Source organism: Sphingopyxis sp. NFH-91 (assembly GCF_021401285.1).
Lineage (GTDB): Bacteria > Pseudomonadota > Alphaproteobacteria > Sphingomonadales > Sphingomonadaceae > Sphingopyxis > Sphingopyxis terrae_A.
In genome coordinates, this window is record NZ_JACBGA010000007.1 from 76,057 (window position 1) to 100,240 (window position 24,184).

Sequence of the window (24,184 nt, forward strand, 5' to 3'; positions counted from 1 at the left end):
TCCATTTCGCCAAGCCGACGCTAGGGAATGGGCTCGGACGCGCATCCTGATAATCGAAGTAGGGGATAAAGAATGGACGGCGGCAGCAAGGTGCAATTTTCGGACCGCGAGGCCCTGCTCTATCATAGCTATGGGCGGCCGGGGAAAATCGAGATCGTCGCGTCGAAGCCGATGGCAACGCAGCGCGACCTCAGCCTCGCCTATTCGCCGGGCGTCGCGGTGCCGGTGAATGCAATCGCCGAGGATCCGGCCAAGGCCTATGACTATACCGCCAAGGGCAATCTTGTCGCCGTCATCTCGAACGGCACGGCGATTCTGGGTCTCGGCAATCTCGGCGCGCTTGCCTCGAAGCCGGTGATGGAAGGCAAGGCGGTGCTGTTCAAGCGCTTCGCCGACGTCGATTCGATCGACCTTGAGCTCAAGACCGAAGATCCCCAGGCGTTCATCGACGCGGTCGAACTGCTCGAGCCAAGCTTCGGCGGCATCAACCTCGAGGACATTGCGGCCCCCAACTGCTTCATCATCGAGGCGGCGCTCAAGGAAAAGATGAACATCCCGGTGTTCCATGACGACCAGCATGGCACCGCGATCATCACCGCCGCCGGCCTGATCAACGCCTGTCATCTGACCGGGCGCGATCTGGCCGACATCAAGGTTGTCGTCAACGGCGCCGGCGCCGCGGCCATCGCCTGCACCGCGCTGATCAAGGCGATGGGCGTGCGGCACGAAAATGTCATCATGTGCGATCGCAAGGGCACCATCTACCAGGGCCGCACCGAAGGAATGGACCAGTGGAAATCGGCCCACGCCGTGCCGACCGAAGCGCGCGACCTGACCGAAGCGCTTCGCGGCGCGGACGTCTTCCTCGGCCTGTCGGCGGCGGGCGCGCTCAAGCCCGAGATGGTGAAGGACATGGCGCCCGCGCCGATCATTTTCGCGATGGCAAACCCCGACCCCGAAATCTCGCCGCCCGATGCCCGTGCGGCGCGCCCTGACGCGATCATCGCAACGGGGCGTTCGGACTATCCCAACCAGGTCAACAATGTGCTGTGCTTCCCCTTCATCTTCCGCGGCGCGCTCGACGTGCGCGCGACCGCGATCAACGAAGAGATGAAGATCGCCGCCGCCTATGCGATTGCCGATCTCGCGCGCCAGCAGGTACCCGAGGAAGTGGCCGCAGCCTATGGCGGCCGCGCGTCGAGCTTCGGCCCCGAATATATCATCCCCTCGCCCTTCGACCCGCGGCTGATGGAGATCGTCCCCGCGGCGGTCGCAAAAGCGGCGATGGAGACGGGCGTCGCGCAGCAGCCGATCGACGATCTGGAGGCGTATCGCACGCAGCTGCGCGCCCGGCTCAATCCGACCACCTCGGTCCTCACCCTCGCCTATGAAGCGGCGCGCGCCAATCCCAAGCGCGTCGTCTTTGCCGAGGGCGAGGAAGAAGTGGTGCTGCGCGCCGCGATCCAGTTCCGCGACGGCGGCTATGGCATTCCCGTCCTCGTCGGGCGCGAAGGCCTGCACAACAAACTGCGCGACATGGGCGTCGCCGACCCCGAAAGCTTCGAGGTTCATAACAGCGTCAATTCGCCGCACGTCCCCCAGATGGTCGAGATGCTCTATGAGCGGCTCCAGCGCCGCGGCTATCTGCGCCGTGACATCGAACGGATGGTCAACCGTGATCGCAACATCTTCGGCTCGCTGCTGCTAAAACTCGGCCTTGGCGATGCGATGATCACCGGCGTGACGCGCACCTATTCGCAGACGATGCGCGAAGTGCGGCGGGTGATCGACCCTGCCGAGGGCAAGACGGCGTTCGGCATTCACGTCCTCGTCGGACAGCATCACACCATCTTCATGGCCGACACGACGGTCAACGAACGCCCCTCGGCCGAAATGCTCGCGGACATCGCCGACCGCACGGCGCAGGTCGCACGCCGCATGGGTCACGAACCGCGCGTTGCCTTCTTGTCCTATTCGACCTTCGGCAACCCGCCGGGATCGTGGCTCGACAATATCCGCGATGCCGTCCACATCCTCGACGGTCGCCAGCCGGCCTTCGAATATGAAGGCGAAATGTCGCCCGACGTCGCGCTGAATCCCCGCGTCATGGCCAATTATCCCTTCTGCCGTCTCTCGGGCCCCGCGAATGTTCTGGTGATGCCGGGGCTGCAGTCGGGCAATCTGTCGGCAAAGCTGCTGCGCGAACTCGGCGGCAGCGCGGTCATCGGACCGATGCTGATCGGGATGGAAAAGCCGGTACAGATTGCAACCATGGCGTCCACCGCCTCGGATCTGGTCACACTGGCGGTTCTGGCGGCGGGCGGCATCGCGGTCTGATCCAACGAAAAGCGGCGCTGATCCATCGATCAGCGCCGCCATTCATCTTCCGCAGATCGCGAACTGGGACTTATTGGCCCTGTGCGCCGCCCCCGACACCCGGCGCGCCGACCGCGCCGATATTGCCGAAAATATCCTCGAAGAAGCTGCGATGACGGCCCAGCGTCGGCGTGCTGTCGCCGTTCGGGCTGATCTTGCTCACCTGTTCGAGCCCGGTGCGATCGACGCCGACGACATTGCCTGCGGGATCGAAGCTGACGCGCAGCACCTGCTGCGACACCGGCCGCGGGTGGGCGAAGGCGAGCTGGCGCGTTTCGCGAGACAGATAATAATATTCATTGTTTCCGAACTGGCCGACGAAGGTCGGACGGCCGAGCGTCTTTTCCACCGACTCGCGGTTGTCGACGCCGGGGGTGATCGCCTGGGTCAGCACCGGATCGACGATATAGCCCTGACGCCCCTTGAGCTGGGCGCATCCCCCCGCCGACAGCGCAAGCGCGATCCCGGCAAGGATGAGGCCCGCGCGGCGGCCGGTAAGCGAGGCAATGGTTTTCGGCATCAATCGGTCTCCGTTGCGCGCGGCTCGCCGGACGGCGGCGCAGGCGCTGGCTTGTGCGCCTCTTAACCGCAAGCGGACGGGACGCACAAGCGGCTTATGCGGCCGCAAAGCTTGCTGCAGGCTGACCGGTGCCTCTTTTCCGCGACGCCGAATGGGCCTAAGCGGTGGGCTATGTTCTCGATCAGCAAATTCTTCCGATCCGCCCCCGATCCCCGCGAAGCACGGCGTCCGCTCTGGGACGCCGTCGTCGCGGCGGCGCGTGCGCCGCACTGGTATCTGGCGGGACAGGTTCCCGACACGCTCGACGGCCGCTTCGACATGGTCAGCCTGGTGCTGGCGCTCGTCCTCCATCGCATCGACGATGATCCCGAGCAGGCGCTGGCGGGGGTTGAACTGACCGAATTGTTCGTCGCCGACATGGATGGGCAGATGCGCCAGATCGGCTTTGGCGACATGGTGGTCGGCAAACAGGTCGGTCGCATGGTTGGAGCGCTGGGCGGACGGCTGGGAGCCTATCGCGCGCCCGACGGATCGGCGGCGCTGGAAGAAGCGCTGGTGCGCAATCTGTGGCGCGGCAAGGCGCCGCCCGCCGAAGGACTGGCGCATGTCATGGCAGCGGTCGCGGCCCTGCGCACGGGGCTTGCCGCGATGCCGGTTGCGGACCTGGTCGTCGCCGACCGCTTGCCCGGAGAGCCCGCATGACCAATCCCGAACTTTCGCACCTCGTCACCCTCGCCGACGCGATGCAGGGCCGCAAGGTCGCGCTCGACGCCGACGAAGCGACCCGCGCCGCGATCGCCAAGCGACTCGGCCTGATCGCGCTCGATCGCTTCGTCGTCGAGGCCGAGGTGTTCGCCGTCGCCGGCGGGATCGCCGCAAGAGGCCGCATCACCGCCGACGTCGTGCAGGCGTGCGCCGCCACCGATCTCCCTGTCCCCGCGCACATCGCCGACCCCTTCGACCTGCGCTTCCTGCGCGACATCGGCGCCGACGCGAGCGAGGAAGAAGAGGTCGAGATCAGCGCGGACGATTGCGATGTCCTGCCGCTCGAAGGCGATCGCGTCGATATCGGCGAAGCCGCGGTGCAGACGCTGTCGCTGGCGCTCGAGCCCTTTCCGCGCCATCCCGATGCCGACCGCATCCTCGCCGAAAAGGGCGTGCTGACCGAAGAACAGGCCGGCCCCTTCGGCGCGCTCGCCCAGCTGCGCGACAAGGACGCTTCCTGACGTCGGCAGCGGGCTTCAGTCGCGCTTGGGCTCGTCCTTGACGAGATCAGCGACCGCGGCGTCGAGACCCGAATCAGCGGGTGCCGGCTCCTCCGCCGCGCCGTCCGCATCGGCATTGCTATCCGCCGGTTTGGCCGCTTCGTCCGCGCCTTCGCCGGACTTGTCCTCGGCCGGCTTGTCGCCGCGCGCGACCGGGAGCGATCCGCCGAGCGCGTTCGCGAGCCCGACCATCTGTTCGGCCAGCACCTTGTCGACGGCGGGAGCGATGTCGGCGACCTTGAAGCGCATATAGCCGCCGACGACATAGTCGAAGCGGATCGCACTGCCCGTCGGCGTTTTTTTGATCTGGATCGTCAGCGTCCCCGTGACCGCCTCGCCCTGCAGCGGCCCGAATGCGCCCGACAGGCGCATCATTTCGCCCGGCTTGGCGAAGATGATCCGCGCGTGTTGGACGCTGCCGACGCCCTGTCCTTCGTCGGGAAGCTTTTCGCAAAAGCAGCCACCAGCCTGCGAATCGAGCCAGAAATTGGCGGCATCGCCCGACCAGCTATGCTCTTTCGACCACCATTTGTCGGGCGTGCGGAGCATTTTCCACACGTCTTCGGGCGTCGCGGCGACCTGCGCCGTATGCGCGACGGTGAAACCGATGTCGCTCTGATCGATGACCTTGGACGCTGCCGGCGAGGCGATGCACGTCGCCGCGAACAGGAGCGCGCCGAAAGACGATTTCACATGCATGGATCATTCCCCCTTCGCCATCTTCATAGACGGCGCCAAGGGGGCTGACTAGCTGGCGTCGCTTCGCAGGATCGCTTCGATCGCATCGTTGACGACGTCGATCGCGGCCATGCCGTCGACCTTGCTGACGATGCCGCGCGCCTCGTAGATCGGAAGGATCGGTTCGGTCTTCGCGCGATATTCGGCCATGCGGGTGCGCACCGTTTCCTCATTGTCGTCGGGACGGCGCTTGAAATCATGGCTGCCGCACACGTCGCAGGTGCCTTCGACCTTCGGCAGCTTGTAGCGATCGTGATAGCCTTCGCCGCAATTTGCGCACGAAAAGCGTCCGGTGATCCGGTCGACGAGCGCGTCTTCGTCAACGACCAGTTCGACGACATGGTCGAGCTTGCGGCCGCGCACCGACAAGATGCCGTCGAGCGCCTCGGCCTGCGCCGCGGTGCGTGGATAGCCGTCGAAGATGACCGAGGTTTCGTTCCCGAGCTCGTCGAGCCGCTCGCCGATCAGGCCCGAGACGATTTCGTCCGAGACCAGTTCGCCCGCGTCCATCACTGCCTTGGCCTGCAGGCCGATCGGCGTTCCCGCCCTGACGGCTGCACGGAGCATATCACCGGTGGAAAGCTGGACCATCCCATGCTCTTCCACCAGACGCGAAGCCTGCGTTCCCTTGCCGGCTCCCGGCGGTCCAAGCAAAATGATGTTCAGCGTCATGACGCCCCCTGTTGCCTACCCTGTCAGGATTTCGCCTAGCGACCGCGTCAGCGGCGCGCAATGCCGCCCTTCAATTTGGCCTTCTTGATCAGATCGCCATATTGGTGCGCGAGCATGTGGCTCTGGATCTGGCTGATCGTATCGATGGTGACATTGACGATGATCAGCAGGCTGGTGCCGCCAAGCTGGAACGGCAGGCCCGATCCGGCGATGAAATATTCCGGGATGAGGCAGATGAGCGCAAGATAGCCGGCGCCGATAACGGTGATGCGGGTCAGCACGAAATCGAGATAGGCGGCGGTATTCTTGCCCGGGCGGATGCCGGGGATGAAACCGTTCTGGCGCTTCAGATTGTCGGCGGTTTCCTCGGGGTTGAAGACGACCGCGACGTAGAAGAAGCAGAAGAAGATGATGCCCGCCGCATAGAGCGCCATATAGAGCGGCTGGCCGTGCGCGAGATACTGGTTGATCGTGATGAGGAAATCGCCCCAGGCGGTGTCGCCCTTCACATTATTGCCCAGCATCTGCGTGACGGTCAGCGGCATCAGCAGCAGCGACGAGGCGAAGATCGGCGGAATCACGCCCGCAGTATTGACCTTCAGCGGCAGGTGGCTGCGCTCGGCCTGCATCACGCCGCGCTGCGTCGCGCGCTTCGGATATTGCACCAGCACGCGGCGCTGTGCGCGTTCCATGAAGCTGATGAAGGCGATGATGATGATCGCGCCGCCGATGACTGCGACGATCGTGCCGCCGCCCATCGATCCTTCACGAACCTGCGTGAACATCTGGGCAAAGCTGCGCGGAAGCTGGGCGAGAATGCCCGCCATGATGATCAGCGAGACGCCGTTGCCGATCCCGCGGCTGGTGATCTGTTCGCCAAGCCACATCAGGAACAGCGTACCGCCGACGATGCTGATGACTGCGCCGACGCGGAACATCATGCCTGGGTCAACGACCGCGGCGATGCCCTGGCTCTGCCCGAGCGTTTCCAGGCCGACGGCAATGAAATAGCCCTGGATCGCGGTGAGCAGCACGGTGCCGTAGCGCGTATATTGGTTGAGCTTCTTGCGGCCGCTTTCGCCCTCTTTCTTGAGCGCGGCGAGGCTCGGGGCCAGCGCCGCGGCGAGCTGCACGACAATCGACGCCGTGATATAGGGCATGACGCCGAGCGCGATGATGCTCATGCGCTCCAGGCTGCCGCCCGAGAAGGTGTTGAAGATGTCGAGGATGCCGCCCGACGCCGCCTGGCTGTAAAGGCGCGACAGCGCCACGGGGTCGACCCCGGGCAGCGGCACGAACGACAGGAAGCGGAAGACGATCAGCGCACCGATCGTGAACCAGATGCGGTTCTTGAGTTCGGTCGCCTTGCCGAACTTCGAAAAATTGATGCTGGAAGCAAGCTGGTCGGCGCGAGAGGCCATGGGTAGTTTCCTCGAGGATATTCCGGACCGCGCCCCCGGCGACCCCGCGCCTATGTGCGTTCGGCGGTTACGAAGCGCAAGGGGAAAGGCCCATTTTTGATGGGGCGTTCATTCGCCCCATCGATCCGCTCGCATCTGGCGGGGCCGGAATGCCTCTCGAACCTGCGCTATCGAACGGGAATAGAGATCGTCACAAAGACGAAGGGCGATCCCTTTCGGAACCGCCCCTTGTCCGAATTACTCGGCCTTCGCTTCGGCCGCCGGCAGGTCAACCTTGCCGCCCGCCTTTTCGACCGCCTCGATCGCGCCCTTCGACGCGCCGGCAACGGCGAAGTTGAGCTTCGCGGTCAGTTCGCCCTTGGCGAGGAGGCGGACGCCGTCCTTGCCGCCGCGGGCCACACCGGCCGCCTTCAGCGCCGCATGGTCGACAGTCGCCTTGGGGTCGAGCTTCTTGGCATCGACCAGCTTCTGCACCTGGCCCAGGTTCACGATCGCGAAATCCTTGCCAAAGATGTTGTTGAAGCCGCGCTTCGGGATGCGCATGTGGAGCGGCATCTGGCCGCCTTCGAAGCCGTTGATCGCGACACCGCTGCGGGCCTTCTGGCCCTTCTGGCCGCGGCCGGCGGTCTTGCCCTTGCCCGAACCGATGCCGCGTCCGACGCGCATACGGCCCTTGCGGGCGCCATTGTTGTCACGAAGATCGTTAAGCTTGATAGTCATTGCACTCGCTTTCGCTTTTGTCGCGCTTTGAACCCGGTGTTTCAGTCGGGTTCGATTTCACTCGACGGTTGGAAGCCGGGATAAGGCCCGGCCTTTTCCATCACGATCGCCTGCGCCACATAGCCGCGGCCATCGACGCAGGTGATCGACGGACTTCCGTGAAGTTGCCACCCCCGGTTGAGCAGCCCTTCGACACGCGCGCAGAAAGCGGCGTCGTCGGGACCGGTCAACAGGCGATAGAGCTTCACCTTAGCCCTCGATTACTTCCACCATGTGCGGAAGCTTGCGGATCATGCCGCGCACTTCCGGGGTGTCGACCAGTTCGACTTCGCGGTTCATCTTGCCCAGGCCGAGGCCGGTCAGGATCTTGCGCTGGTCCTTGGGACGACGGATCGGCGAACCGATCTGGCGGATCTTGATCTTCTTGTCGGCCATTGTCTTACTCCGTCACCGCCGCGGCTTCAGCCTCGGCTGCACGATCGGACACGCCGCCGCGCTTGATCAGGTCCGAAACCTTCTTGCCGCGACGCTGCGCAACCGACTTCGGGCTGGTCTGTTCGCCGAGCGCCTGGAAGGTCGCGCGGATCATGTTGTAGGGGTTCGACGTGCCGACCGACTTGGTCACCACATCGGCAACACCGAGCGATTCGAACACGGCACGCATCGGGCCACCGGCGATGATGCCGGTACCGGCAGGCGCCGAACGCACGGTGACGTTGCCGGCGCCGAAATGGCCGCGACCGTCATGGTGCAGCGTGCGGCCGTCGCGCAGCGGAACGCGAATCATCGCCTTCTTCGCAGCGGCGGTCGCCTTCGAAATGGCTTCGGGCACTTCGCGCGCCTTGCCATGACCGAAACCGGCGCGGCCCTTGCCATCACCGACGACGACGAGCGCGGCGAAACCGAAGCGCTTGCCGCCCTTCACGGTCTTCGAGACGCGGTTGATGTGAACGAGCTTTTCAATCAGCTCTTCGCCACCGTCCTCGTCGCGCGGACGCCGATCGTCGCGGCGACCACGGCCACCGTCGCGACCGCCACGTCCGCCATCACGACCGCCGCGACCACGGCGACCCGTGACTTCGGCGTTGGTGGTTTCAGGCGCCAGGATCGCCTCGGGCTGGTTGCCCTGACCCGTGGTGTTTTCGTCAGCCATAATCAGAACTCCAATCCGCCTTCGCGCGCCGCGTCGGCCAGCGCCTTGATGCGCCCGTGGAACAGGAAGCCGCCGCGGTCGAACACGACCTGCGTCACGCCCGCCTTCTTGGCGGCGTCGGCAAGGCGCTTGCCGACTTCGGCAGCAGCCGAAGCCGTCGCGCCGGTCTTGCCGCGCAGATCCTTGTCGAGCGTCGAAGCCGCAGCCAGCGTCTTGCCGGCGGCGTCATCGATGAGCTGCGCATAGATGTGGCGGCCCGAGCGGTGCACCGAAAGGCGCGGACGCCCGGCAGCACGCAGACGGAGTGCGGTACGAACGCGCTGGCGGCGTTTTTCGAAAGGGGTAAGATGTGCCATGGCTTACTTCTTCTTGCCTTCTTTGCGGAAGATGTACTCGCCGCGATACTTGATACCCTTGCCCTTATAGGGTTCGGGCTTGCGCCAGCGACGGATTTCCGCCGCGACCTGGCCGACCTGCTGCTTGTCGATGCCGCTGATCTCGATCGTCGTGTTATCCGGCGTCTTGATCTCGATGCCTTCCGGCACCGCGAAATCGACATCGTGGCTGTAGCCGAGCTGCAGCTTCAGATTCTTGCCCTGCGCGTTGGCGCGGTAGCCGACACCCGTGATTTCGAGCACCTTGGTGAAACCTTCGGTCACGCCCGTGATCAGGTTCTGCACCAGCGTGCGCTGCATGCCCCAGAAAGCGCGCGCTTCGCGGCTTTCGTTCGCGGGCTGCACCGAGATGGCGCCTTCGCCGACTTCATATTTGATGTTGTCGGACAGCGGCATCGCCAGCGTGCCCTTGGGGCCCTTGACCGACAGCTGGCCGCCGTCGATCGCAGCGGTAACGCCGCTGGGGATCTCCACTGCCTTTTTACCGATGCGCGACATTAGAACACCTCCGCCAGCACTTCGCCGCCGACATTATGCTCGCGTGCTTCGGCGTCCGAAAGGACACCGCGCGGGGTCGACACGATGGTGATGCCCAGGCCGTTGCGAACCACCGGCAGTTCTTTCGAACCCGAATAGACGCGGCGGCCCGGCTTCGAGACGCGTGCCACGTGGCGGATCGCCGGCTGGCCTTCGAAATATTTGAGCTCGATGCGGATGCCCTTGTGCTGGCCCTTGGTGCCGAGCACTTCTTCGCTGTAGCCACGGATGTAGCCTTCGCGCTTGAGCACGTCGAGAACGCGGACACGCAGCGTCGAAGCCGGCGTCAGGACGCTGTCCTTCTTCGCCTGCTGGCCGTTGCGGATGCAGGTGAGCATATCACCCAAAGGATCGGTCATTGCCATGTTGCGTGTTCCTTACCAGCTCGACTTCACAACGCCGGGGATCAGGCCCTTGTTGGCCAGATCGCGGAGCTGAATACGGCACAGCCGGAATTTGCGATAATAAGCGCGCGGACGGCCCGTCAGTTCGCACCGGTTACGGATACGGGTCGGGTTACCGTTGCGCGGAATTTCCGCCATCTTGAGGCGCGCGATCAGACGCTCGCCGTCGTCGAGCGTGGTGTCGGCCGCAATAGCCTTCAGTTTCGCATAGCGGCCGGCATATTTCTTCACCAGCTTCTTGCGACGCTCATTCTTGTTCACCGAACTCAGTTTCGCCATGACTTAAGTTCTCTTTCCTTGTTCCTGTCCGGCCCGAGGATCCCCAGCGGGGACTCAGGCGGCTTCCTTGGCCTGGGCTTCGATCGGGAAGGGGAAGCCGAACAGCTTGAGCAGTTCGCGGGCTTCCTCGTCCGTACGTGCCGACGTGGTCACGATCACATCCATGCCGCGCACTTGATCGATGCGGTCATAGTTGATCTCGGGGAAGATGATCTGTTCCTTCAGGCCGAGAGCATAGTTGCCCCGACCGTCGAAGCTCTTCGGCGACACGCCGCGGAAGTCGCGGATGCGCGGCATCGCGATGGTGATCAGGCGGTCGAGGAATTCATACATCCGCTCGCGACGCAGCGTCACCTTGCAGCCGATCGGCATGCCTTCACGCAGCTTGAAGCCGGCAATCGACTTCTTCGCCTTGGTGATAACGGGCTTCTGGCCCGCGATCAGTTCCATTTCCGACGCGGCCGTTTCGACCTTCTTCTTGTCCTGGACCGCATCGCCCACACCCATGTTGAGCGTGATCTTCTCGATCTTCGGAACTTCCATCGCATTCTTGTAACCGAATTTTTCGGTCATCGCCTTGACGATCTGGTCGTCATAGAGCTTGCGCATGCGCGGGGTGTAGTTGTCAGCCATTGATCGTCTCCCCGGACTTCACGGCCACGCGGACCTTCTTGCCGTCCTTGGTTTCAAAGCGGACGCGCGTCGGCTTGCCGGTCTTGGGATCGGCAACCGCGACCTTGCTGACGTGCAGCGGCGCTTCCTTGCGCTCGAGGCCGCCCTGCGGATCCTGCTGGTTCGGCTTCTTGTGACGGGTGATGATGTTGACGCCCGCGACGACGACCTTGCCGTCCTTCGGCAGGCTCTGCGTCACTTCGCCGGTCTTGCCCTTGTCCTTGCCGGACAGGACGACGACGGTGTCACCCTTCTTGATCTTGGCCATACCCATGGTCAAAGCACCTCCGGCGCCAGGCTGATGATCTTCATATAGCCCTTGCCGCGCAGTTCGCGGACGACGGGGCCGAAGATACGGGTGCCGATCGGCTCTTCATTCTTGTTGACGAGCACGGCGGCGTTGCTGTCGAAACGGATCACCGAACCGTCGGCACGACGAACGTCCTTCGCGGTGCGAACGATGACGGCACGATGCACGTCGCCCTTCTTCACCTTGCCGCGCGGCTGGGCTTCCTTGATCGAGACGACGATAAGGTCGCCCACGCCCGCCGTGCGACGCTTCGAGCCGCCCAGCACCTTGATGCACTGGACGCGCTTCGCGCCGCTGTTGTCGGCGACTTCCAGTTGTGACTGCATCTGGATCATCGATGCATTTCCTTCTTCCTTGGCCTACCGGGCCATCCCGGCGGTTCCGTGAAACTTGCGTGAAGCCCTCAGGCTTCGGCCGCTTTCGGCTTGGTGGAGGTTTCGACCTTTTCGAGAACCTTCCACGTCTTCAGCTTCGAAATCGGCTTCGTTTCCTCGATGCGGACGGTTTCGCCAGCCTTGATGGCGTTGTCCTCATCATGGGCGTGATACTTCTTCGAACGCCGGATGATCTTGCCGTAGAGCGGGTGCTTAACCTTACGCTCCACCTTCACCACGACGGTCTTGTCGCCCTTGTCGGACACTACCGTGCCGGTCAGAATGCGCTTCGGCATGACAGTCTCCTTACTTCGCCGCCGCGCGAACGCGCGCGGTTTGTTCGGTCTTGATGCGGGCGATCGTGCGCCGCACTTCCTTGACCCGCGAAGCCTTTTCGAGCTGGCCCGTGGCGGCCTGGAAACGGAGGTTGAATGCCTCGCGCTTCAGTTCGCCAAGCTGTTCGGCGAGCTGGTCGTCGGTCTTCTTGGTCACATCTTCGGTCTTGGCCATGGCCCTCAACCCTCCAGGTGCGAGGTGTCGCCGAGGCGGGCGACGACCTTCGTCTTGATCGGCAGCTTCATCGCCGCACGCTCGAACGCCAGCGCGGCCACGGGGCCAGGAACGCCGTCGAGTTCGAACAGGATGCGGCCGGGCTTGACGCGAGCGGCCCAATATTCGGGCGCGCCCTTGCCCTTACCCATACGGACTTCGGCGGGCTTCGACGACACGGGAAGGTCGGGAAACACGCGGATCCAGAGGCGGCCCTGACGCTTGATCGCACGGCTGATCGCACGGCGGGCCGCTTCGATCTGGCGCGCGGTGATGCGCTCGGGTTCCATCGCCTTCAGGCCGTAGGAGCCGAAGTTCAGGCTGGTGCCACCCTTGGCATTGCCATGGATGCGGCCCTTGAAGGCCTTGCGGAACTTGGTTTTCTTCGGTTGCAACATGTCAGCGTTCCTTAACGGCGTTCATCGCGCGCCGGGCGAACGCCCGACGTCTGCGCGTCGAGCATCAGCCGGTCGGTCGCCATCGGGTCGTGGCCCAGAATCTCGCCCTTGAAGATCCAGACCTTCATGCCGCACACGCCATAGGCGGTGTGGGCTTCGGCCTCGGCATAATCGACGTTCGCACGCAGCGTGTGCAGCGGAACGCGGCCTTCGCGATACCATTCGGTGCGGGCGATTTCCGCGCCGCCGAGACGACCCGCACAGTTGATGCGGATGCCTTCGGCGCCCAGACGCATCGCCGACTGAACCGCGCGCTTCATCGCACGGCGGAAGGCAACGCGGCGTTCGAGCTGGTCGGCAATGCCCTGCGCGACGAGCTTGGCATCGACTTCCGGCTTGCGGATTTCGACGATGTTCAGGCTCACGTCGCTGCCGGTCATTTCACCGAGCGCCTTGCGCAGCTTTTCGATGTCGGCGCCCTTCTTGCCGATGATGACACCGGGACGGGCGGCATAGATCGACACGCGGCACAGCTTCGCCGGACGTTCGATGACGACCTTCGAAATCGCGGCCTGCGGCAGGGTCTTGAACACATATTTGCGGATCTTCAGATCCTCGATAAGCATGCGTCCATAATCCTGGCCTTCCGCGAACCAGCGGCTGTCCCAGGTGCGGTTGACCTGCAGGCGCAGGCCGATCGGATTGCTCTTCTGGCCCATCTTACGCCTCTTCTTCCTGTTCGCGCACGACGATGCGGATGCGGCTGAACGGCTTTTCGATCCGGGTCGATTTGCCGCGACCGCGCGCATGCCAGCGCTTCATCGTGAACGACTTGCCGACGCTCGCTTCCTTGACGACGAGTGCATCGACATCGAGGTTGTGATTGTTTTCCGCGTTGGCGACGGCGCTGGCGAGAACCTTGCGCACGTCGACAGCCATCGCCTTCTTCGAGAAAGCGAGGACGTTCATCGCGTCTTCGACCTTGCGGCCGCGGATCAGCGCGGCAACGAGGTTCAGCTTCTGCGCCGAACCGCGAATCTGCGTGCCGACCGACAGCGCCTCATTGTCCGCAACGCGGCGAGGGGATTTTTCCTTGCCCATTAGCGTTTGCCCTTCTTGTCGGCCGCGTGACCGGGGAAGAAGCGCGTCGGCGCAAATTCACCCAGCTTCATGCCGACCATGTCTTCATTGACCGACACCGGCACGAACTTGCGGCCGTTGTAGACGTTGAAGGTCAGCCCGACGAACTGCGGCAGGATGGTGGAGCGACGCGACCAGGTCTTGATCGGGGCAGAGCTGCCGCCGTCCTGAGCCGCTTCGGCTTTCTTGAGGAGATGAAGGTCGACGAACGGACCCTTCCAGACCGAGCGTGCCATGGCTTACCTCTTCTTCTTCGCGTGACGCGACCGGATGATCATCTTGTCGGTCGACTTGTTGTGGCGGGTACGGGCGCCCTTGGTCGGCTTGCCCCACGGGGTGACCGGGTGACGGCCGCCCGAGGTGCGGCCTTCACCACCGCCGTGCGGGTGGTCGACCGGGTTCTTGGCGACGCCGCGCGTCAGCGGACGCTTGCCGAGCCAGCGGCTGCGGCCGGCCTTGCCCAGGTTGGTGTTCTGGTTGTCGGGGTTCGACACCGCACCGACCGTGCCCATGCACTCGCCGCGAATGTAGCGCTGTTCGCCCGAACCGAGACGCACGATGACAAGACCGCGGTCACGACCGACGACCTGCGCATAAGTGCCGGCCGAACGGGCGATCTGGCCGCCCTTGCCCGGCTTCATCTCGATATTGTGGACGATCGTGCCGACCGGCATCTGCGACAATTCCATCGCATTGCCGGGCTTCACGTCGGTCTTCTTGTCTGCGACGACAGTATCGCCGACCGCCAGGCGCTGCGGCGCCAGGATATAGGCGAGATCACCGTCCTCATATTTGATGAGCGCGATGAACGCCGTGCGGTTCGGGTCATATTCGAGCCGTTCGACGGTCGCCGGAACGCCCCACTTGCGACGCTTGAAGTCGATGAAGCGATATTTTTGCTTGTGACCGCCGGCGATGCCGCGCGAGGTCACATGGCCCTTGTTGTTGCGGCCACCGGTCTTGCGCTTGCCTTCGGTCAGCGCCTTGACGGGCTTGCCTTTCCACAGCGACGATTTGTCGACGAGGATCAGGCCACGCTGTCCAGGGCTGGTCGGATTATAGGATTTGAGTGCCATTTTCTCTGCCTTCCCCTATCCGTCAGACGCCGGTGGTGACGTCGATCGACTGGCCTTCGGCCAGGCGAACGATCGCCTTCTTCACGTCGCTGCGGGTGTAGGGCTTGCCCTTCCAGCGCTTGGTCTTGCCCTTGGTGACCAGCGTGTTCACGCTGAGCACCTTGACATCGAACAGCGCCTCGACGGCGGCCTTGATCGCCGGCTTCGTTGCGTCGTTGGCGACGCGGAAGACGACTGCGTCGTTTTCGCTGAGCAGCGTCGACTTTTCGGTGATCACTGGCGACAGGATCACGTCATAGTGACGCGCATCGATGGTCTTTGCCTTAGCCATTGCAGCGGGCCTCCAGCTTTTCGACCGCCGCGCGGGTCAGGACCAGCGTGTCGGCGCGAAGGATGTCATAGACGTTGGCACCGATCGCCGGCAGCGAATCGACGCCGACGATGTTGGCCGAAGCCTGGGCGAAGCTGTCATGGACCGCATCGCCGTCGATGAAGAGCGCACGGCGACCGAGGTCGAGCTTGCCGAGCTTGCCGGCCAGCGCCTTGGTCTTGGCTTCCTTGAGCTCGAGCGTGTCGATGACAACGAGCTTGCCGCCCTTTGCCTTGTCGCTCAGCGCCATCTTGAGACCAAGGGTGCGGATCTTCTTGTTCAGCGAGTGGCCGAAAGTGCGGGCCCGGGGACCGTGCGCCTTACCACCGCCGATGAAGATCGGCGCCTTGCGATCGCCGTGACGGGCGGTACCGCCGCCCTTCTGGCGACCGAACTTCTTGCCGGTGCGGGCAACGTCGCTGCGCTCACGGGCAGCGCGGGCGGGGCCGCGACGCTTTTCCAGCTGCCAGGCGACGACGCGGTGGAGGATGTCCGCCCGCGCGTCGACGCCGAAGACGTCGTCGTTAAGATCGATGTCGGCGCCAGCCTTGCCATCGAGGGTCTGTACCTTGACCTTCATGATCAGGACTCCTGTGCGCCGTCGGCCGCGGTCGTTTCGACCTCTGCTTCCGCAGGGGTTTCAGCCGGGGCATTGTTGCTGTTCGCCGCGCTCTTGACCGCCGCCGGATAGGGGGCTTCGGGGTGGCGCGGCAGCTTCATCGCATCGCGAACCAGCAGCCAGCCGCCCTTCGAGCCAGGGACCGAACCCTTGACGAAGAGAAGACCGCGCTCGGCGTCGGTGCGGACGATTTCGAGATTCTGCTGGGTGCGATTGCGCGCGCCCATGTGGCCAGCCATCTTCTTGTTCTTGAAGACGCGGCCCGGATCCTGACGGTTACCGGTCGAACCATGAGCACGGTGGCTGATGGAAACACCGTGGGTGGCGCGCATACCGCCGAAACCCCAGCGCTTCATCGCACCGGCAAAGCCCTTACCCTGGGTGACACCCTGGATATCGACCATCTGGCCGGCGACGAAATGGTCGGCCGACAGTTCGGCGCCGACGTCAAGCGTCGCGTCGTCAGCGACGCGGAATTCGACGAGCTTCGCCTTGGGCTCAACCTCGGCCTTGCCATAGGCCCCGCGCTGCGGCTTGGCGACATTCTTCGCCTTTGCCGAGCCGGCACCGAGCTGGACGGCCACATAGCCGTCGCGTTCCTTTTCGCGAACCGAGACGACCTGGCAGCCTTCGAGGCTCAGAACGGTGACGGGCACATGGCGGCCATCGTCCTGAAACAGGCGGGTCATCCCCATTTTTTTCGCGATCACGCCAGTGCGCATGATCATTCACTCCTAACAGAGGCCGGGCAGAACCATTTCCGCACGGCATGTGGACCCCACCGAACCTGCGCTCGATGACGGTCCTCCCAGCCCGAAATTTCGATGCATCGCCCCGTCCGGGCTGAGGTGCCGCTTTCCCGTGGGATCAGCGGCAAGACGGGGGACGCAGCCCGGATAAATCCGGCGGTATCCTCCGAAACCTGAATGTGTCCCTGCGAAAGCAGGAACCCAGGGCGGTTTCAGTGCGGCCTATCGGCCGCTTCTACCCTGGGCTCCGGATCAAGTCCGGAGCACGCTGGCTATTTAGGCCAACTTGATTTCGACGTTCACGCCCGCGGCGAGGTCGAGCTTCATCAGCGCATCGACCGTCTGCGGGGTGGGCTGAACGATGTCGAGCAGCCGCTTGTGGGTACGCACCTCGAACTGCTCGCGCGACTTCTTGTCGACATGCGGACCGCGGTTCACGGTGAATTTTTCAATGCGCGTCGGCAGCGGGATGGGACCGCGAATGAGGGCGCCCGTACGACGTGCCGTATCGGCGATGTCGGTGGTGGCCTGATCGAGCACGCGGTGATCAAAGGCCTTCAGGCGAATGCGAATATTCTGCGTTTCCATGACTATTCCAGTCGAATCCCGTCTGACGATGCGAAAGAGCCGAAATGGCCCGTCCCGACCCCCGCATGGAGGCCGGAAAGGCCATCAAAAATCTCAAAAGCTACGAGCCGCCCGAATCACCCGATTCGAGCGGCTCGAGGCCCTATATTACTTAATGATCGAGGCCACAACCCCTGCGCCGACCGTGCGGCCACCTTCGCGGATCGCGAAGCGCAGGCCCTGGTCCATGGCGATCGGAGCGATGAGCTTGACCGTCAGCTGGACGTTGTCGCCCGGCATGACCATTTCCGTGCCTTCCGGCAGGATGACTTCGCCGGTGACGTCAGTGGTACGGAAGTAGAACTGCGGACGATAGTTCGCGAAGAACGGCGTGTGACGGCCGCCTTCGTCCTTCGACAGGACGTACACTTCCGAGCTGAACTCGGTGTGCGGCGTGATCGAGCCGGGCTTCGCCAGAACCTGGCCACGCTCGACTTCTTCACGGCCGACGCCGCGGATCAGCGCACCGATGTTGTCGCCAGCCTGGCCCTGATCGAGCAGCTTGCGGAACATTTCGACGCCGGTGACGGTCGTCTTCTTGGTGTCCTTGATGCCGACGATTTCGACTTCTTCACCAACCTTGACGATACCGGTTTCGACGCGACCGGTGACAACCGTACCACGACCCGAAATCGAGAACACGTCTTCGATCGGCATCAGGAAGGGCTTGTCGAGCGGGCGTTCCGGCTGCGGGATCCAGCTGTCGACGGCTTCCATCAGCTTCAGGATAGCTTCCTTGCCGATGTTGTCGTCGCGGCTTTCGAGGGCGGCCAGAGCCGAACCCGCGATGATCGGAATATTGTCGCCGTCGAAATCGCGCTTCGAAAGTTCTTCGCGGATTTCGAGCTCGACGAGTTCGAGCAGTTCGGGATCGTCGAGCTGGTCAACCTTGTTCAGGAAGACGACCATGGTCGGAACGCCGACCTGCTTCGCGAGCAGGATGTGCTCCTTGGTCTGCGGCATCGGGCCGTCAGCAGCCGAAACCACCAGGATCGCGCCGTCCATCTGCGCCGCGCCGGTGATCATGTTCTTCACATAGTCGGCGTGACCCGGGCAGTCGACGTGCGCATAGTGGCGTTCCTTGGTTTCATATTCGACGTGCGCGGTCGAAATGGTGATGCCGCGCTCGCGCTCTTCGGGCGCCTTGTCGATGTTTTCGAAGTCGACCTTCTGCGACAGACCTTCTTCGGCGAGCACCTTGGTGATCGCGGCGGTCAGCGAGGTCTTGCCATGGTCGACGTGACCGATGGTGCCGATGTTGCAGTGCGGCTTCGTCCGCTCAAATTTAGCCTTAGCCATGTTTCTTGAACCTTCTTGTTCGCGTGTTGAGTTGATCAGTCCTGGACGAGCCTGCTGAATCAGGCGCCGCCCTTAGTAGGTCTTGCCGCGCGGTGCAAGCCCGCGCTTGTCCGGGTCCGCCGTGCGAGGCAAGCCCCGCACGGCCAAACCGGATCAGGCCATCTTCGCCTTCACCTCGTCCGCGACGTTGTTCGGCACTTCTTCATAGTGCGAGAACTGCATCGTGTACTGGGCCCGGCCCTGGGTGAAAGAACGCAGCTGGTTGACGTAGCCGAACATATTGGCGAGCGGCACGATGGCTTCAACCACCTGGGCGTTGCCGCGGCTGTCCGTACCCTGGATCTGGCCACGACGGCTGTTGAGGTCGCCGATCACGTCGCCCATGAATTCTTCAGGGGTAACAACTTCGACCTTCATCACCGGTTCGAGCAGCTTGATGCCGGCCTTTGCCGCCACTTCGCGCATCGCCGCACGGCCCGCGATTTCGAACGCCAGCGCCGACGAGTCGACATCGTGGTACGCACCGTCGATCAGCTTGATGTCGAAGTCGATGATCGGGAAGCCGATCATGTGACCGTTTTCAGCCGATTCGCGGAAACCCTTTTCGACCGCCGGGATATATTCGCGCGGAATGTTGCCGCCCTTGATCTCGTCGGTGAAGGTGACGCCGCTGCCGCGCTCGCCCGGGGTGACCTGGACCTTGACGCGACCGAACTGACCCGAACCACCCGACTGCTTCTTGTGGGTGTAGTCAACTTCGACCGGCTTCGCGAGGCTTTCGCGATACGCCACCTGCGGCGCACCGACATTTGCTTCGACCTTGAATTCGCGCTTCATGCGATCGACGAGAATGTCGAGGTGAAGCTCGCCCATGCCCTTGATGATCGTCTGGCCCGATTCATGGTCGGTCGAGACGCGGAACGAGGGATCCTCGGCTGCCAGGCGGTTGAGGGCAACGCCCATCTTTTCCTGGTCGGCCTTGGTCTTGGGTTCGACCGACAGCTCGATGACCGGCTCGGGGAATTCCATCCGTTCGAGGATGATCGGCGCATTGCTCGCGCAGATCGTGTCGCCGGTCGTGGTTTCCTTGAGGCCGGCGAGCGCGACGATGTCGCCCGCATAGGCTTCTTCGATGTCCTCACGCGAGTTGGCGTGCATGAGGAGCATACGGCCGATCTTTTCCTTCTTGTCCTTCACCGAGTTCAGATAGGTGCCCTTCGAGAGCGTACCCGAATAGATGCGCGCGAAGGTGAGCGAACCGACGAAGGGGTCGTTCATGATCTTGAACGCGAGCATCGACAGCGGTGCGCTGTCCGACGTCGGACGCGAATCGGCTTCCTCGGTGTCGGGGTTGATGCCCTGGACGTCGGGGATGTCGAGCGGCGAAGGCAGATAATCGACAACCGCGTCGAGCAGCGTCTGGACGCCCTTGTTCTTGAACGCCGAGCCGCACAGGACCGGAACGAACGCCTGGCCGAGCGTGCCCTTGCGGATCAGCGCTTTCAGCGTCGCCACGTCGGGCAGCGTGCCTTCGAGATAGGCTTCCATCGCATCGTCGTCCTGTTCGACGGCGAGTTCGACGAGCTTTTCGCGATATTCGGCAGCCTTGTCGGCGAGGTCGGCCGGGATGTCTTCGTAGAAGAATTCGGCGCCCAGGCTTTCATCCTTCCAGATGATCGCGCGTTCGTTGACGAGGTCGACGAGGCCCTTGAAGTCCGATTCCGCCCCGATGGGGAGGTACAGGACGGCCGGCACCGCACCCAGACGATCGATGATCGTCTGAACGCAGTAATAGAAATTGGCGCCGGTGCGGTCGAGCTTGTTGATGAAGCACATCCGCGGAACCTTGTACTTGTCCGCCTGGCGCCACACGGTTTCCGACTGCGGTTCGACACCCGCAACGCCGTCGAACGCGGCGACGGCGCCGTCGAGGACGCGCAAGCTGCGTTCGACTTCGATGGTGAAGTCAACGTGGCCGGGGGTGTCGATGATGTTCAGGCGGTGTTCCGGACCCTGACCTTCATCGGCCTTCCACAGGCAGGTGGTGGCAGCCGACGTGATCGTGATGCCGCGTTCCTGTTCCTGTTCCATCCAGTCCATCGTGGCAGCGCCGTCGTGGACTTCGCCGATCTTGTAGGACTTGCCGGTGTAATAGAGAATGCGCTCGGTCGTCGTGGTCTTGCCGGCGTCGATGTGCGCCATGATACCGAAATTGCGATAGCGTTCGAGCGGATGGCTGCGTGCCATGATCTTTTCCTCGGTTTTTGGGGGAAGCCTTTGGAGCCGCCCCCGATATAGGAAGTTTTGTTGCGATTGCGAGACGCCGGGGGGCGCCCTCGCAAATTACCAGCGGTAGTGGCTGAAGGCGCGGTTAGCTTCGGCCATGCGGTGCGTGTCTTCGCGCTTCTTGACCGCGTTGCCGCGATTGTTCGACGCATCGAGCAGTTCGCCCGACAGGCGCGCGGCCATCGTGGTTTCGCTGCGGTTGCGCGCCGCGGTGATCAGCCAGCGGATCGCGAGCGCCTGCGCGCGGTCCGGACGGACTTCGACCGGAACCTGATAGGTCGCACCGCCGACGCGGCGGCTGCGGACTTCGATATTCGGACGGATATTGGCGAGCGCCTCATGGAACACGCCGAGCGGCTCCTTCTTGGCGCGGGCTTCGACCGCTTCGAGTGCGCCATAGACGATGCTTTCGGCGACCGACTTCTTACCGTCGAGCATGACACTGTTCATGAACTTCGACAGCACGACATCCCCGAAACGGGGATCGGGCAGGATTTCGCGGCGTTCAGGACGACGACGACGAGCCATAGGTAATTCCTTTTACAACAGCATCCCGGCGCAACGCGCCCGCGGGATGATCAAATAGCCGAAAAAGCCGTCCTTACTTCGGACGCTTCGCACCGTATTTCGAACGGCTCTGCTTGCGGTCTTTCACACCCTGGGTGTCCAGAACGCCGCGCAGGACGTGGTAACGGACACCGGGAAGGTCGCGCACACGGCCGCCGCGGATCAGCACGACGCTGTGTTCCTGGAGGTTGTGGCCTTCGCCGGGGATGTAGGAAATGACTTCGCGCTGGTTGGTCAGGCGGACCTTCGCAACCTTGCGGAGCGCCGAGTTCGGCTTTTTCGGGGTCGTCGTATAGACACGGGTGCAAACGCCGCGCTTCTGCGGGTTTGCTTCCATCGCCGGGACCTTGGACTTCACTTTCTGCGGAGTCCGGCCCTTGCGGACCAGCTGGTTGATCGTGGGCATGAATGCTTCACCTTCAAGTGTCCGCCCATCGGAGCGAACGGTTACTCTACCGCGGTGGATGAAGCTCCGGGGCATCGAAATGCCCCGACCTGATAACAGCAAAAGACCCCGGCGGACACATTCGTCCTCCGGAGGCTCCATCCGCGCCAGCAATGTTCAAGCGCTGTTGTGAACGAGTTTGGCGAGAAGTCCGCCGCTTTCGATCGGGGGCGCCCCTAGCGGTGATTCCCTTTGCGGTCAAGCGTCAAGCGGCTTGCGCCGCGGATTTCCGGCCGGTAGCGCCCCGTAAATGCCTCCGGTCCGCCACGCCAGCTTCGCACCGCACGTCGCGCCCGACACGCGCCTGCTGATTCTCGGCAGCCTGCCCGGCGCGCGTTCCCTCGCCGAGCGGCGCTATTATGCGCATCCAACGAACCAGTTCTGGCGGCTGGTAGGCGCCGCGATCGACCGGCCGCTCGCCGTCCTGACCTATGACGAGCGGCTGGGCGCGCTCGCGGATGCGAAGATCGGGCTATGGGACGTGATCCGTTCGGCCGAGCGGCTTACGAGCAGCGATTCGCTGATCCGCGAGGCCGAGGCGCACGACCTTGGCGCCCTGATCGCGGCACTGCCCGATCTGCGCATGATCGCCTTCAACGGCAACAAGGCCGCAGCGATCGGGCGAAGGCAAGTGCCCGTGCTTGAGGGCGTCGCGCTCGTCGATCTGCCATCAAGCAGCGCGGCGAATACGGTGGGCTATGCGGCGAAGCTGGAGCGGTGGCTGCGGTTGCGCGCGGCGTTGGCATAATAGAGCGCGTCATTGCGAACGAAGCGGCTCAATCCGGAGCTGGTCGATGCAGCACTGGATTGCCGCGTCGCTTCGCTCCTCGCGATGATGCTGCGGGTCAATCAACCACTGCCCCCCGCGCCATCACGAAGTCGACCTTTTTCAGCACCGTCACATCGGCAACCGGGTCACTCGCCACCGCGATGATGTCCGCGCTCTTGCCCGGCGCGATCGTGCCGATTTCGTCCGACAGGCCCAGCAGATCCGCGGCGTTGACCGTCGCAGCCTTCAGCGCTTCAACGGGCGTCATGCCGTGCTGGACCATCAGTTCGAATTCGTCGGCGTTGCGGCCATGCTTGGACACGCCCGCGTCGGTGCCGAAGGCGATACGCACGCCGCGCGGGACGAGTTGCTCGAGGCTTTTGCCGGTGATCGAGATGCGCCAGCGGATCTTGGCGAGCACATCGGGTTCATAGGCATTGGCGTTCGCCGCCAGCCGCTCCTTGTAGCCGTTCACGGTCGACAGGGTCGGAACATAATAAGCCTTCGACTTCGTCCAGGCGGCGATCGTCGCTTCGTCGAGGATCGTGCCGTGCTCGATCGAATCGGCGCCGGCGTCGAGCGCCAGGCGGATGCCGTCGGCACCGTGCGCATGGACCGCGACCTTTTTGCCGAACATATGCGCGGTAGCGACGATCGCCTTGGCTTCGTCGTCGAACATCTGCTTGCCCAGCCCTGCACCGATGCGGCTGTTGACGCCGCCCGTCGAGGCGAATTTGATCACGTCGGCGCCGCGCCCGACCTGAAGCCGGACGGCACGGCGGCAATCGTCGGCACCGTTGCAAGTGTTCCCCGCTCCCTGGAAATAGGGGCGCAGTTCGTCCCGATAGCCGAGCGATCCGTCCATATGTCCGGCGCTACCCGAAATCGCGTTGCCCGCATCGACGATGCGCGGCCCCTGCACCTTCCCCGCCAGGATCGCGTCGCGCAGCGCCAGCGTGGCCCCGTCACCATCGCCCAGATTGCGCACCGTGGTGAAGCCCGCACGCAGGGTCTTCAGGCCGTTTACCTCGGCATTGAAGGCCTGAGCCGCAGGGCTGAGCGTCACTTCCTCGAGCTGGCCCGCCAGACCGCCAGCATCGCTGGTCAGGTGGACGTGGCTGTCGATCAGGCCGGGCAGGACATATTTGTCCTTGAGATCGATCAGCACCGCGCCGGCATCGGCCGGCTGGTAGCCGTCGAGAATCGCAACGACCTTGCCATTTTCGACGATGATCGTCGTCGCGCCGCGCACCGGCTTGCCGGGCTCCGCCATCAATTTGCCGGCGTGGATCACCGTGCGCGTCGGCGCCTGCGCCGCAACCGGCGCCGAAAGCAGCGCGCCTGCCAGCGCGAGCGGAAGAAGCATCGTCGATTTCATAAGTCTGTCCCCTGCTGCCCAGTGGCAGCCTGCTTAGCGGGGTAACATGGGAACTGCAAAGTGTGCCACGGCTACC

General features: G+C 63.6%; 35 protein-coding genes. 4 read left to right on the top strand and 31 right to left on the bottom strand.

Annotated elements, in window-relative coordinates:
* Positions 1-72 precede the first annotated feature (72 nt).
* Complete coding sequence (locus L0963_RS15290; RefSeq protein ID WP_186401455.1) at positions 73-2,337, top strand: NADP-dependent malic enzyme; 2,265 nt, start codon at positions 73-75, stop codon at positions 2,335-2,337.
* Between the two features lie 70 nt (positions 2,338-2,407).
* On the opposite strand, the gene L0963_RS15295 is transcribed toward L0963_RS15290, so the two are convergent.
* Positions 2,408-2,896 (bottom strand): outer membrane protein assembly factor BamE, encoded by a 489-nt coding sequence (locus L0963_RS15295; RefSeq protein WP_062901379.1) that lies wholly within the window; start codon positions 2,894-2,896, stop codon positions 2,408-2,410.
* Between the two features lie 171 nt (positions 2,897-3,067).
* On the opposite strand from L0963_RS15295, the gene L0963_RS15300 reads away from it, so the two are divergent.
* Together L0963_RS15300 and L0963_RS15305 are read left to right on the top strand one after the other, a co-directional pair.
* Positions 3,068-3,598: a ubiquinol-cytochrome C chaperone family protein gene (locus tag L0963_RS15300; protein WP_234180452.1), complete on the top strand. Its 531-nt coding sequence runs from the start codon at positions 3,068-3,070 to the stop codon at positions 3,596-3,598.
* Positions 3,595-4,122 (top strand): YceD family protein, encoded by a 528-nt coding sequence (locus L0963_RS15305; RefSeq protein WP_062901381.1) that lies wholly within the window; start codon positions 3,595-3,597, stop codon positions 4,120-4,122. The genes L0963_RS15300 and L0963_RS15305 overlap by 4 nt, the downstream gene beginning before the upstream one ends.
* A 15-nt stretch (positions 4,123-4,137) precedes the next feature.
* On the opposite strand, the gene L0963_RS15310 is transcribed toward L0963_RS15305, so the two are convergent.
* The 29 genes from L0963_RS15310 to rpsL form a co-directional block, all read right to left on the bottom strand.
* A complete protein-coding gene (locus L0963_RS15310) occupies positions 4,138-4,860 on the bottom strand; it encodes a hypothetical protein (RefSeq protein WP_058810845.1) in 723 nt (240 codons plus the stop codon).
* A gap of 48 nt (positions 4,861-4,908) precedes the next feature.
* Positions 4,909-5,571 carry an adenylate kinase gene (locus L0963_RS15315; protein ID WP_234180454.1) on the bottom strand — a complete coding sequence of 221 codons (663 nt, stop codon included), beginning with the start codon at positions 5,569-5,571 and terminating at the stop codon, positions 4,909-4,911.
* Positions 5,572-5,618: 47 nt separating this feature from the next.
* A complete protein-coding gene (gene secY, locus L0963_RS15320) occupies positions 5,619-6,992 on the bottom strand; it encodes a preprotein translocase subunit SecY (RefSeq protein WP_003042263.1) in 1,374 nt (457 codons plus the stop codon).
* 237 nt (positions 6,993-7,229) lie between these two features.
* The gene (rplO, locus tag L0963_RS15325; protein WP_062767596.1) at positions 7,230-7,712 is read right to left on the bottom strand and encodes a 50S ribosomal protein L15; all 483 of its coding nucleotides are present in this window, start codon (positions 7,710-7,712) and stop codon (positions 7,230-7,232) included.
* 41 nt (positions 7,713-7,753) lie between these two features.
* Positions 7,754-7,960, bottom strand: a complete 207-nt coding sequence (locus L0963_RS15330) for a DUF1737 domain-containing protein (protein WP_062901384.1) — start codon at positions 7,958-7,960, stop codon at positions 7,754-7,756.
* Position 7,961: 1 nt separating this feature from the next.
* Positions 7,962-8,147 carry a 50S ribosomal protein L30 gene (gene rpmD, locus L0963_RS15335; RefSeq protein WP_003042255.1) on the bottom strand — a complete coding sequence of 62 codons (186 nt, stop codon included), beginning with the start codon at positions 8,145-8,147 and terminating at the stop codon, positions 7,962-7,964.
* Positions 8,148-8,151: 4 nt separating this feature from the next.
* Positions 8,152-8,865 (bottom strand): 30S ribosomal protein S5, encoded by a 714-nt coding sequence (gene rpsE, locus L0963_RS15340; RefSeq protein WP_003042253.1) that lies wholly within the window; start codon positions 8,863-8,865, stop codon positions 8,152-8,154.
* Between the two features lie 2 nt (positions 8,866-8,867).
* Entirely contained in the window at positions 8,868-9,221 is a 354-nt protein-coding gene (gene rplR, locus L0963_RS15345; RefSeq protein ID WP_003042250.1) for a 50S ribosomal protein L18, read from the bottom strand.
* A gap of 3 nt (positions 9,222-9,224) precedes the next feature.
* A complete protein-coding gene (rplF, locus tag L0963_RS15350) occupies positions 9,225-9,758 on the bottom strand; it encodes a 50S ribosomal protein L6 (RefSeq protein ID WP_062901385.1) in 534 nt (177 codons plus the stop codon).
* Complete coding sequence (rpsH, locus tag L0963_RS15355; protein ID WP_234180456.1) at positions 9,758-10,162, bottom strand: 30S ribosomal protein S8; 405 nt, start codon at positions 10,160-10,162, stop codon at positions 9,758-9,760. Before rpsH ends, rplF begins: the two co-directional genes overlap by 1 nt.
* A 12-nt stretch (positions 10,163-10,174) precedes the next feature.
* Entirely contained in the window at positions 10,175-10,480 is a 306-nt protein-coding gene (gene rpsN / locus L0963_RS15360; RefSeq protein WP_062901386.1) for a 30S ribosomal protein S14, read from the bottom strand.
* 54 nt (positions 10,481-10,534) lie between these two features.
* Positions 10,535-11,113 carry a 50S ribosomal protein L5 gene (rplE, locus tag L0963_RS15365; RefSeq protein ID WP_003042239.1) on the bottom strand — a complete coding sequence of 193 codons (579 nt, stop codon included), beginning with the start codon at positions 11,111-11,113 and terminating at the stop codon, positions 10,535-10,537.
* The gene (gene rplX, locus L0963_RS15370) at positions 11,106-11,426 is read right to left on the bottom strand and encodes a 50S ribosomal protein L24 (protein WP_040589516.1); all 321 of its coding nucleotides are present in this window, start codon (positions 11,424-11,426) and stop codon (positions 11,106-11,108) included. Before rplX ends, rplE begins: the two co-directional genes overlap by 8 nt.
* A gap of 2 nt (positions 11,427-11,428) precedes the next feature.
* Positions 11,429-11,797 carry a 50S ribosomal protein L14 gene (rplN, locus tag L0963_RS15375; protein ID WP_003042233.1) on the bottom strand — a complete coding sequence of 123 codons (369 nt, stop codon included), beginning with the start codon at positions 11,795-11,797 and terminating at the stop codon, positions 11,429-11,431.
* A 68-nt stretch (positions 11,798-11,865) separates the two neighbouring features.
* Positions 11,866-12,132 (bottom strand): 30S ribosomal protein S17, encoded by a 267-nt coding sequence (gene rpsQ, locus L0963_RS15380; RefSeq protein ID WP_003042229.1) that lies wholly within the window; start codon positions 12,130-12,132, stop codon positions 11,866-11,868.
* A gap of 10 nt (positions 12,133-12,142) precedes the next feature.
* Positions 12,143-12,346: a 50S ribosomal protein L29 gene (gene rpmC / locus L0963_RS15385; RefSeq protein WP_003042226.1), complete on the bottom strand. Its 204-nt coding sequence runs from the start codon at positions 12,344-12,346 to the stop codon at positions 12,143-12,145.
* A 5-nt stretch (positions 12,347-12,351) separates the two neighbouring features.
* Complete coding sequence (gene rplP / locus L0963_RS15390; RefSeq protein WP_003042223.1) at positions 12,352-12,783, bottom strand: 50S ribosomal protein L16; 432 nt, start codon at positions 12,781-12,783, stop codon at positions 12,352-12,354.
* An 11-nt stretch (positions 12,784-12,794) separates the two neighbouring features.
* Entirely contained in the window at positions 12,795-13,502 is a 708-nt protein-coding gene (gene rpsC / locus L0963_RS15395) for a 30S ribosomal protein S3 (RefSeq protein WP_003042222.1), read from the bottom strand.
* 1 nt (position 13,503) lies between these two features.
* Positions 13,504-13,884: a 50S ribosomal protein L22 gene (gene rplV / locus L0963_RS15400; protein WP_003042218.1), complete on the bottom strand. Its 381-nt coding sequence runs from the start codon at positions 13,882-13,884 to the stop codon at positions 13,504-13,506.
* Positions 13,884-14,159, bottom strand: a complete 276-nt coding sequence (gene rpsS / locus L0963_RS15405; protein ID WP_003042215.1) for a 30S ribosomal protein S19 — start codon at positions 14,157-14,159, stop codon at positions 13,884-13,886. Before rpsS ends, rplV begins: the two co-directional genes overlap by 1 nt.
* Positions 14,160-14,162: 3 nt before the next feature.
* The gene (gene rplB / locus L0963_RS15410) at positions 14,163-14,999 is read right to left on the bottom strand and encodes a 50S ribosomal protein L2 (RefSeq protein ID WP_003042210.1); all 837 of its coding nucleotides are present in this window, start codon (positions 14,997-14,999) and stop codon (positions 14,163-14,165) included.
* Between the two features lie 22 nt (positions 15,000-15,021).
* Positions 15,022-15,330, bottom strand: a complete 309-nt coding sequence (locus L0963_RS15415; protein WP_003042207.1) for a 50S ribosomal protein L23 — start codon at positions 15,328-15,330, stop codon at positions 15,022-15,024.
* Complete coding sequence (rplD, locus tag L0963_RS15420) at positions 15,323-15,949, bottom strand: 50S ribosomal protein L4 (RefSeq protein WP_062901387.1); 627 nt, start codon at positions 15,947-15,949, stop codon at positions 15,323-15,325. The genes L0963_RS15415 and rplD overlap by 8 nt, the downstream gene beginning before the upstream one ends.
* Positions 15,950-15,951: 2 nt before the next feature.
* A complete protein-coding gene (rplC, locus tag L0963_RS15425) occupies positions 15,952-16,710 on the bottom strand; it encodes a 50S ribosomal protein L3 (RefSeq protein WP_040589724.1) in 759 nt (252 codons plus the stop codon).
* 303 nt (positions 16,711-17,013) lie between these two features.
* Positions 17,014-17,325, bottom strand: coding sequence for a 30S ribosomal protein S10 (rpsJ, locus tag L0963_RS15430; protein WP_003042199.1), 312 nt, complete (start codon positions 17,323-17,325; stop codon positions 17,014-17,016).
* A 147-nt stretch (positions 17,326-17,472) separates the two neighbouring features.
* Positions 17,473-18,663: an elongation factor Tu gene (gene tuf, locus L0963_RS15435; protein ID WP_062901388.1), complete on the bottom strand. Its 1,191-nt coding sequence runs from the start codon at positions 18,661-18,663 to the stop codon at positions 17,473-17,475.
* A 153-nt stretch (positions 18,664-18,816) separates the two neighbouring features.
* Positions 18,817-20,910, bottom strand: a complete 2,094-nt coding sequence (gene fusA / locus L0963_RS15440; RefSeq protein ID WP_003042194.1) for an elongation factor G — start codon at positions 20,908-20,910, stop codon at positions 18,817-18,819.
* Positions 20,911-21,006: 96 nt separating this feature from the next.
* Positions 21,007-21,477, bottom strand: a complete 471-nt coding sequence (rpsG, locus tag L0963_RS15445; protein WP_003042192.1) for a 30S ribosomal protein S7 — start codon at positions 21,475-21,477, stop codon at positions 21,007-21,009.
* A gap of 73 nt (positions 21,478-21,550) precedes the next feature.
* The gene (gene rpsL, locus L0963_RS15450) at positions 21,551-21,922 is read right to left on the bottom strand and encodes a 30S ribosomal protein S12 (protein WP_003042180.1); all 372 of its coding nucleotides are present in this window, start codon (positions 21,920-21,922) and stop codon (positions 21,551-21,553) included.
* A 289-nt stretch (positions 21,923-22,211) separates the two neighbouring features.
* Here rpsL and L0963_RS15455 point away from each other — a divergent pair, with 289 nt between their 5' ends.
* Positions 22,212-22,709, top strand: coding sequence for a DNA-deoxyinosine glycosylase (locus L0963_RS15455; RefSeq protein WP_062901389.1), 498 nt, complete (start codon positions 22,212-22,214; stop codon positions 22,707-22,709).
* A 97-nt stretch (positions 22,710-22,806) separates the two neighbouring features.
* Here the strand turns inward: L0963_RS15455 and L0963_RS15460 are convergent, their stop codons facing one another.
* On the bottom strand, positions 22,807-24,108 hold the full coding sequence (locus L0963_RS15460) for a metal-dependent hydrolase family protein (RefSeq protein ID WP_062901390.1): 1,302 nt from the start codon (positions 24,106-24,108) through the stop codon (positions 22,807-22,809).
* Positions 24,109-24,184 lie beyond the last annotated feature (76 nt).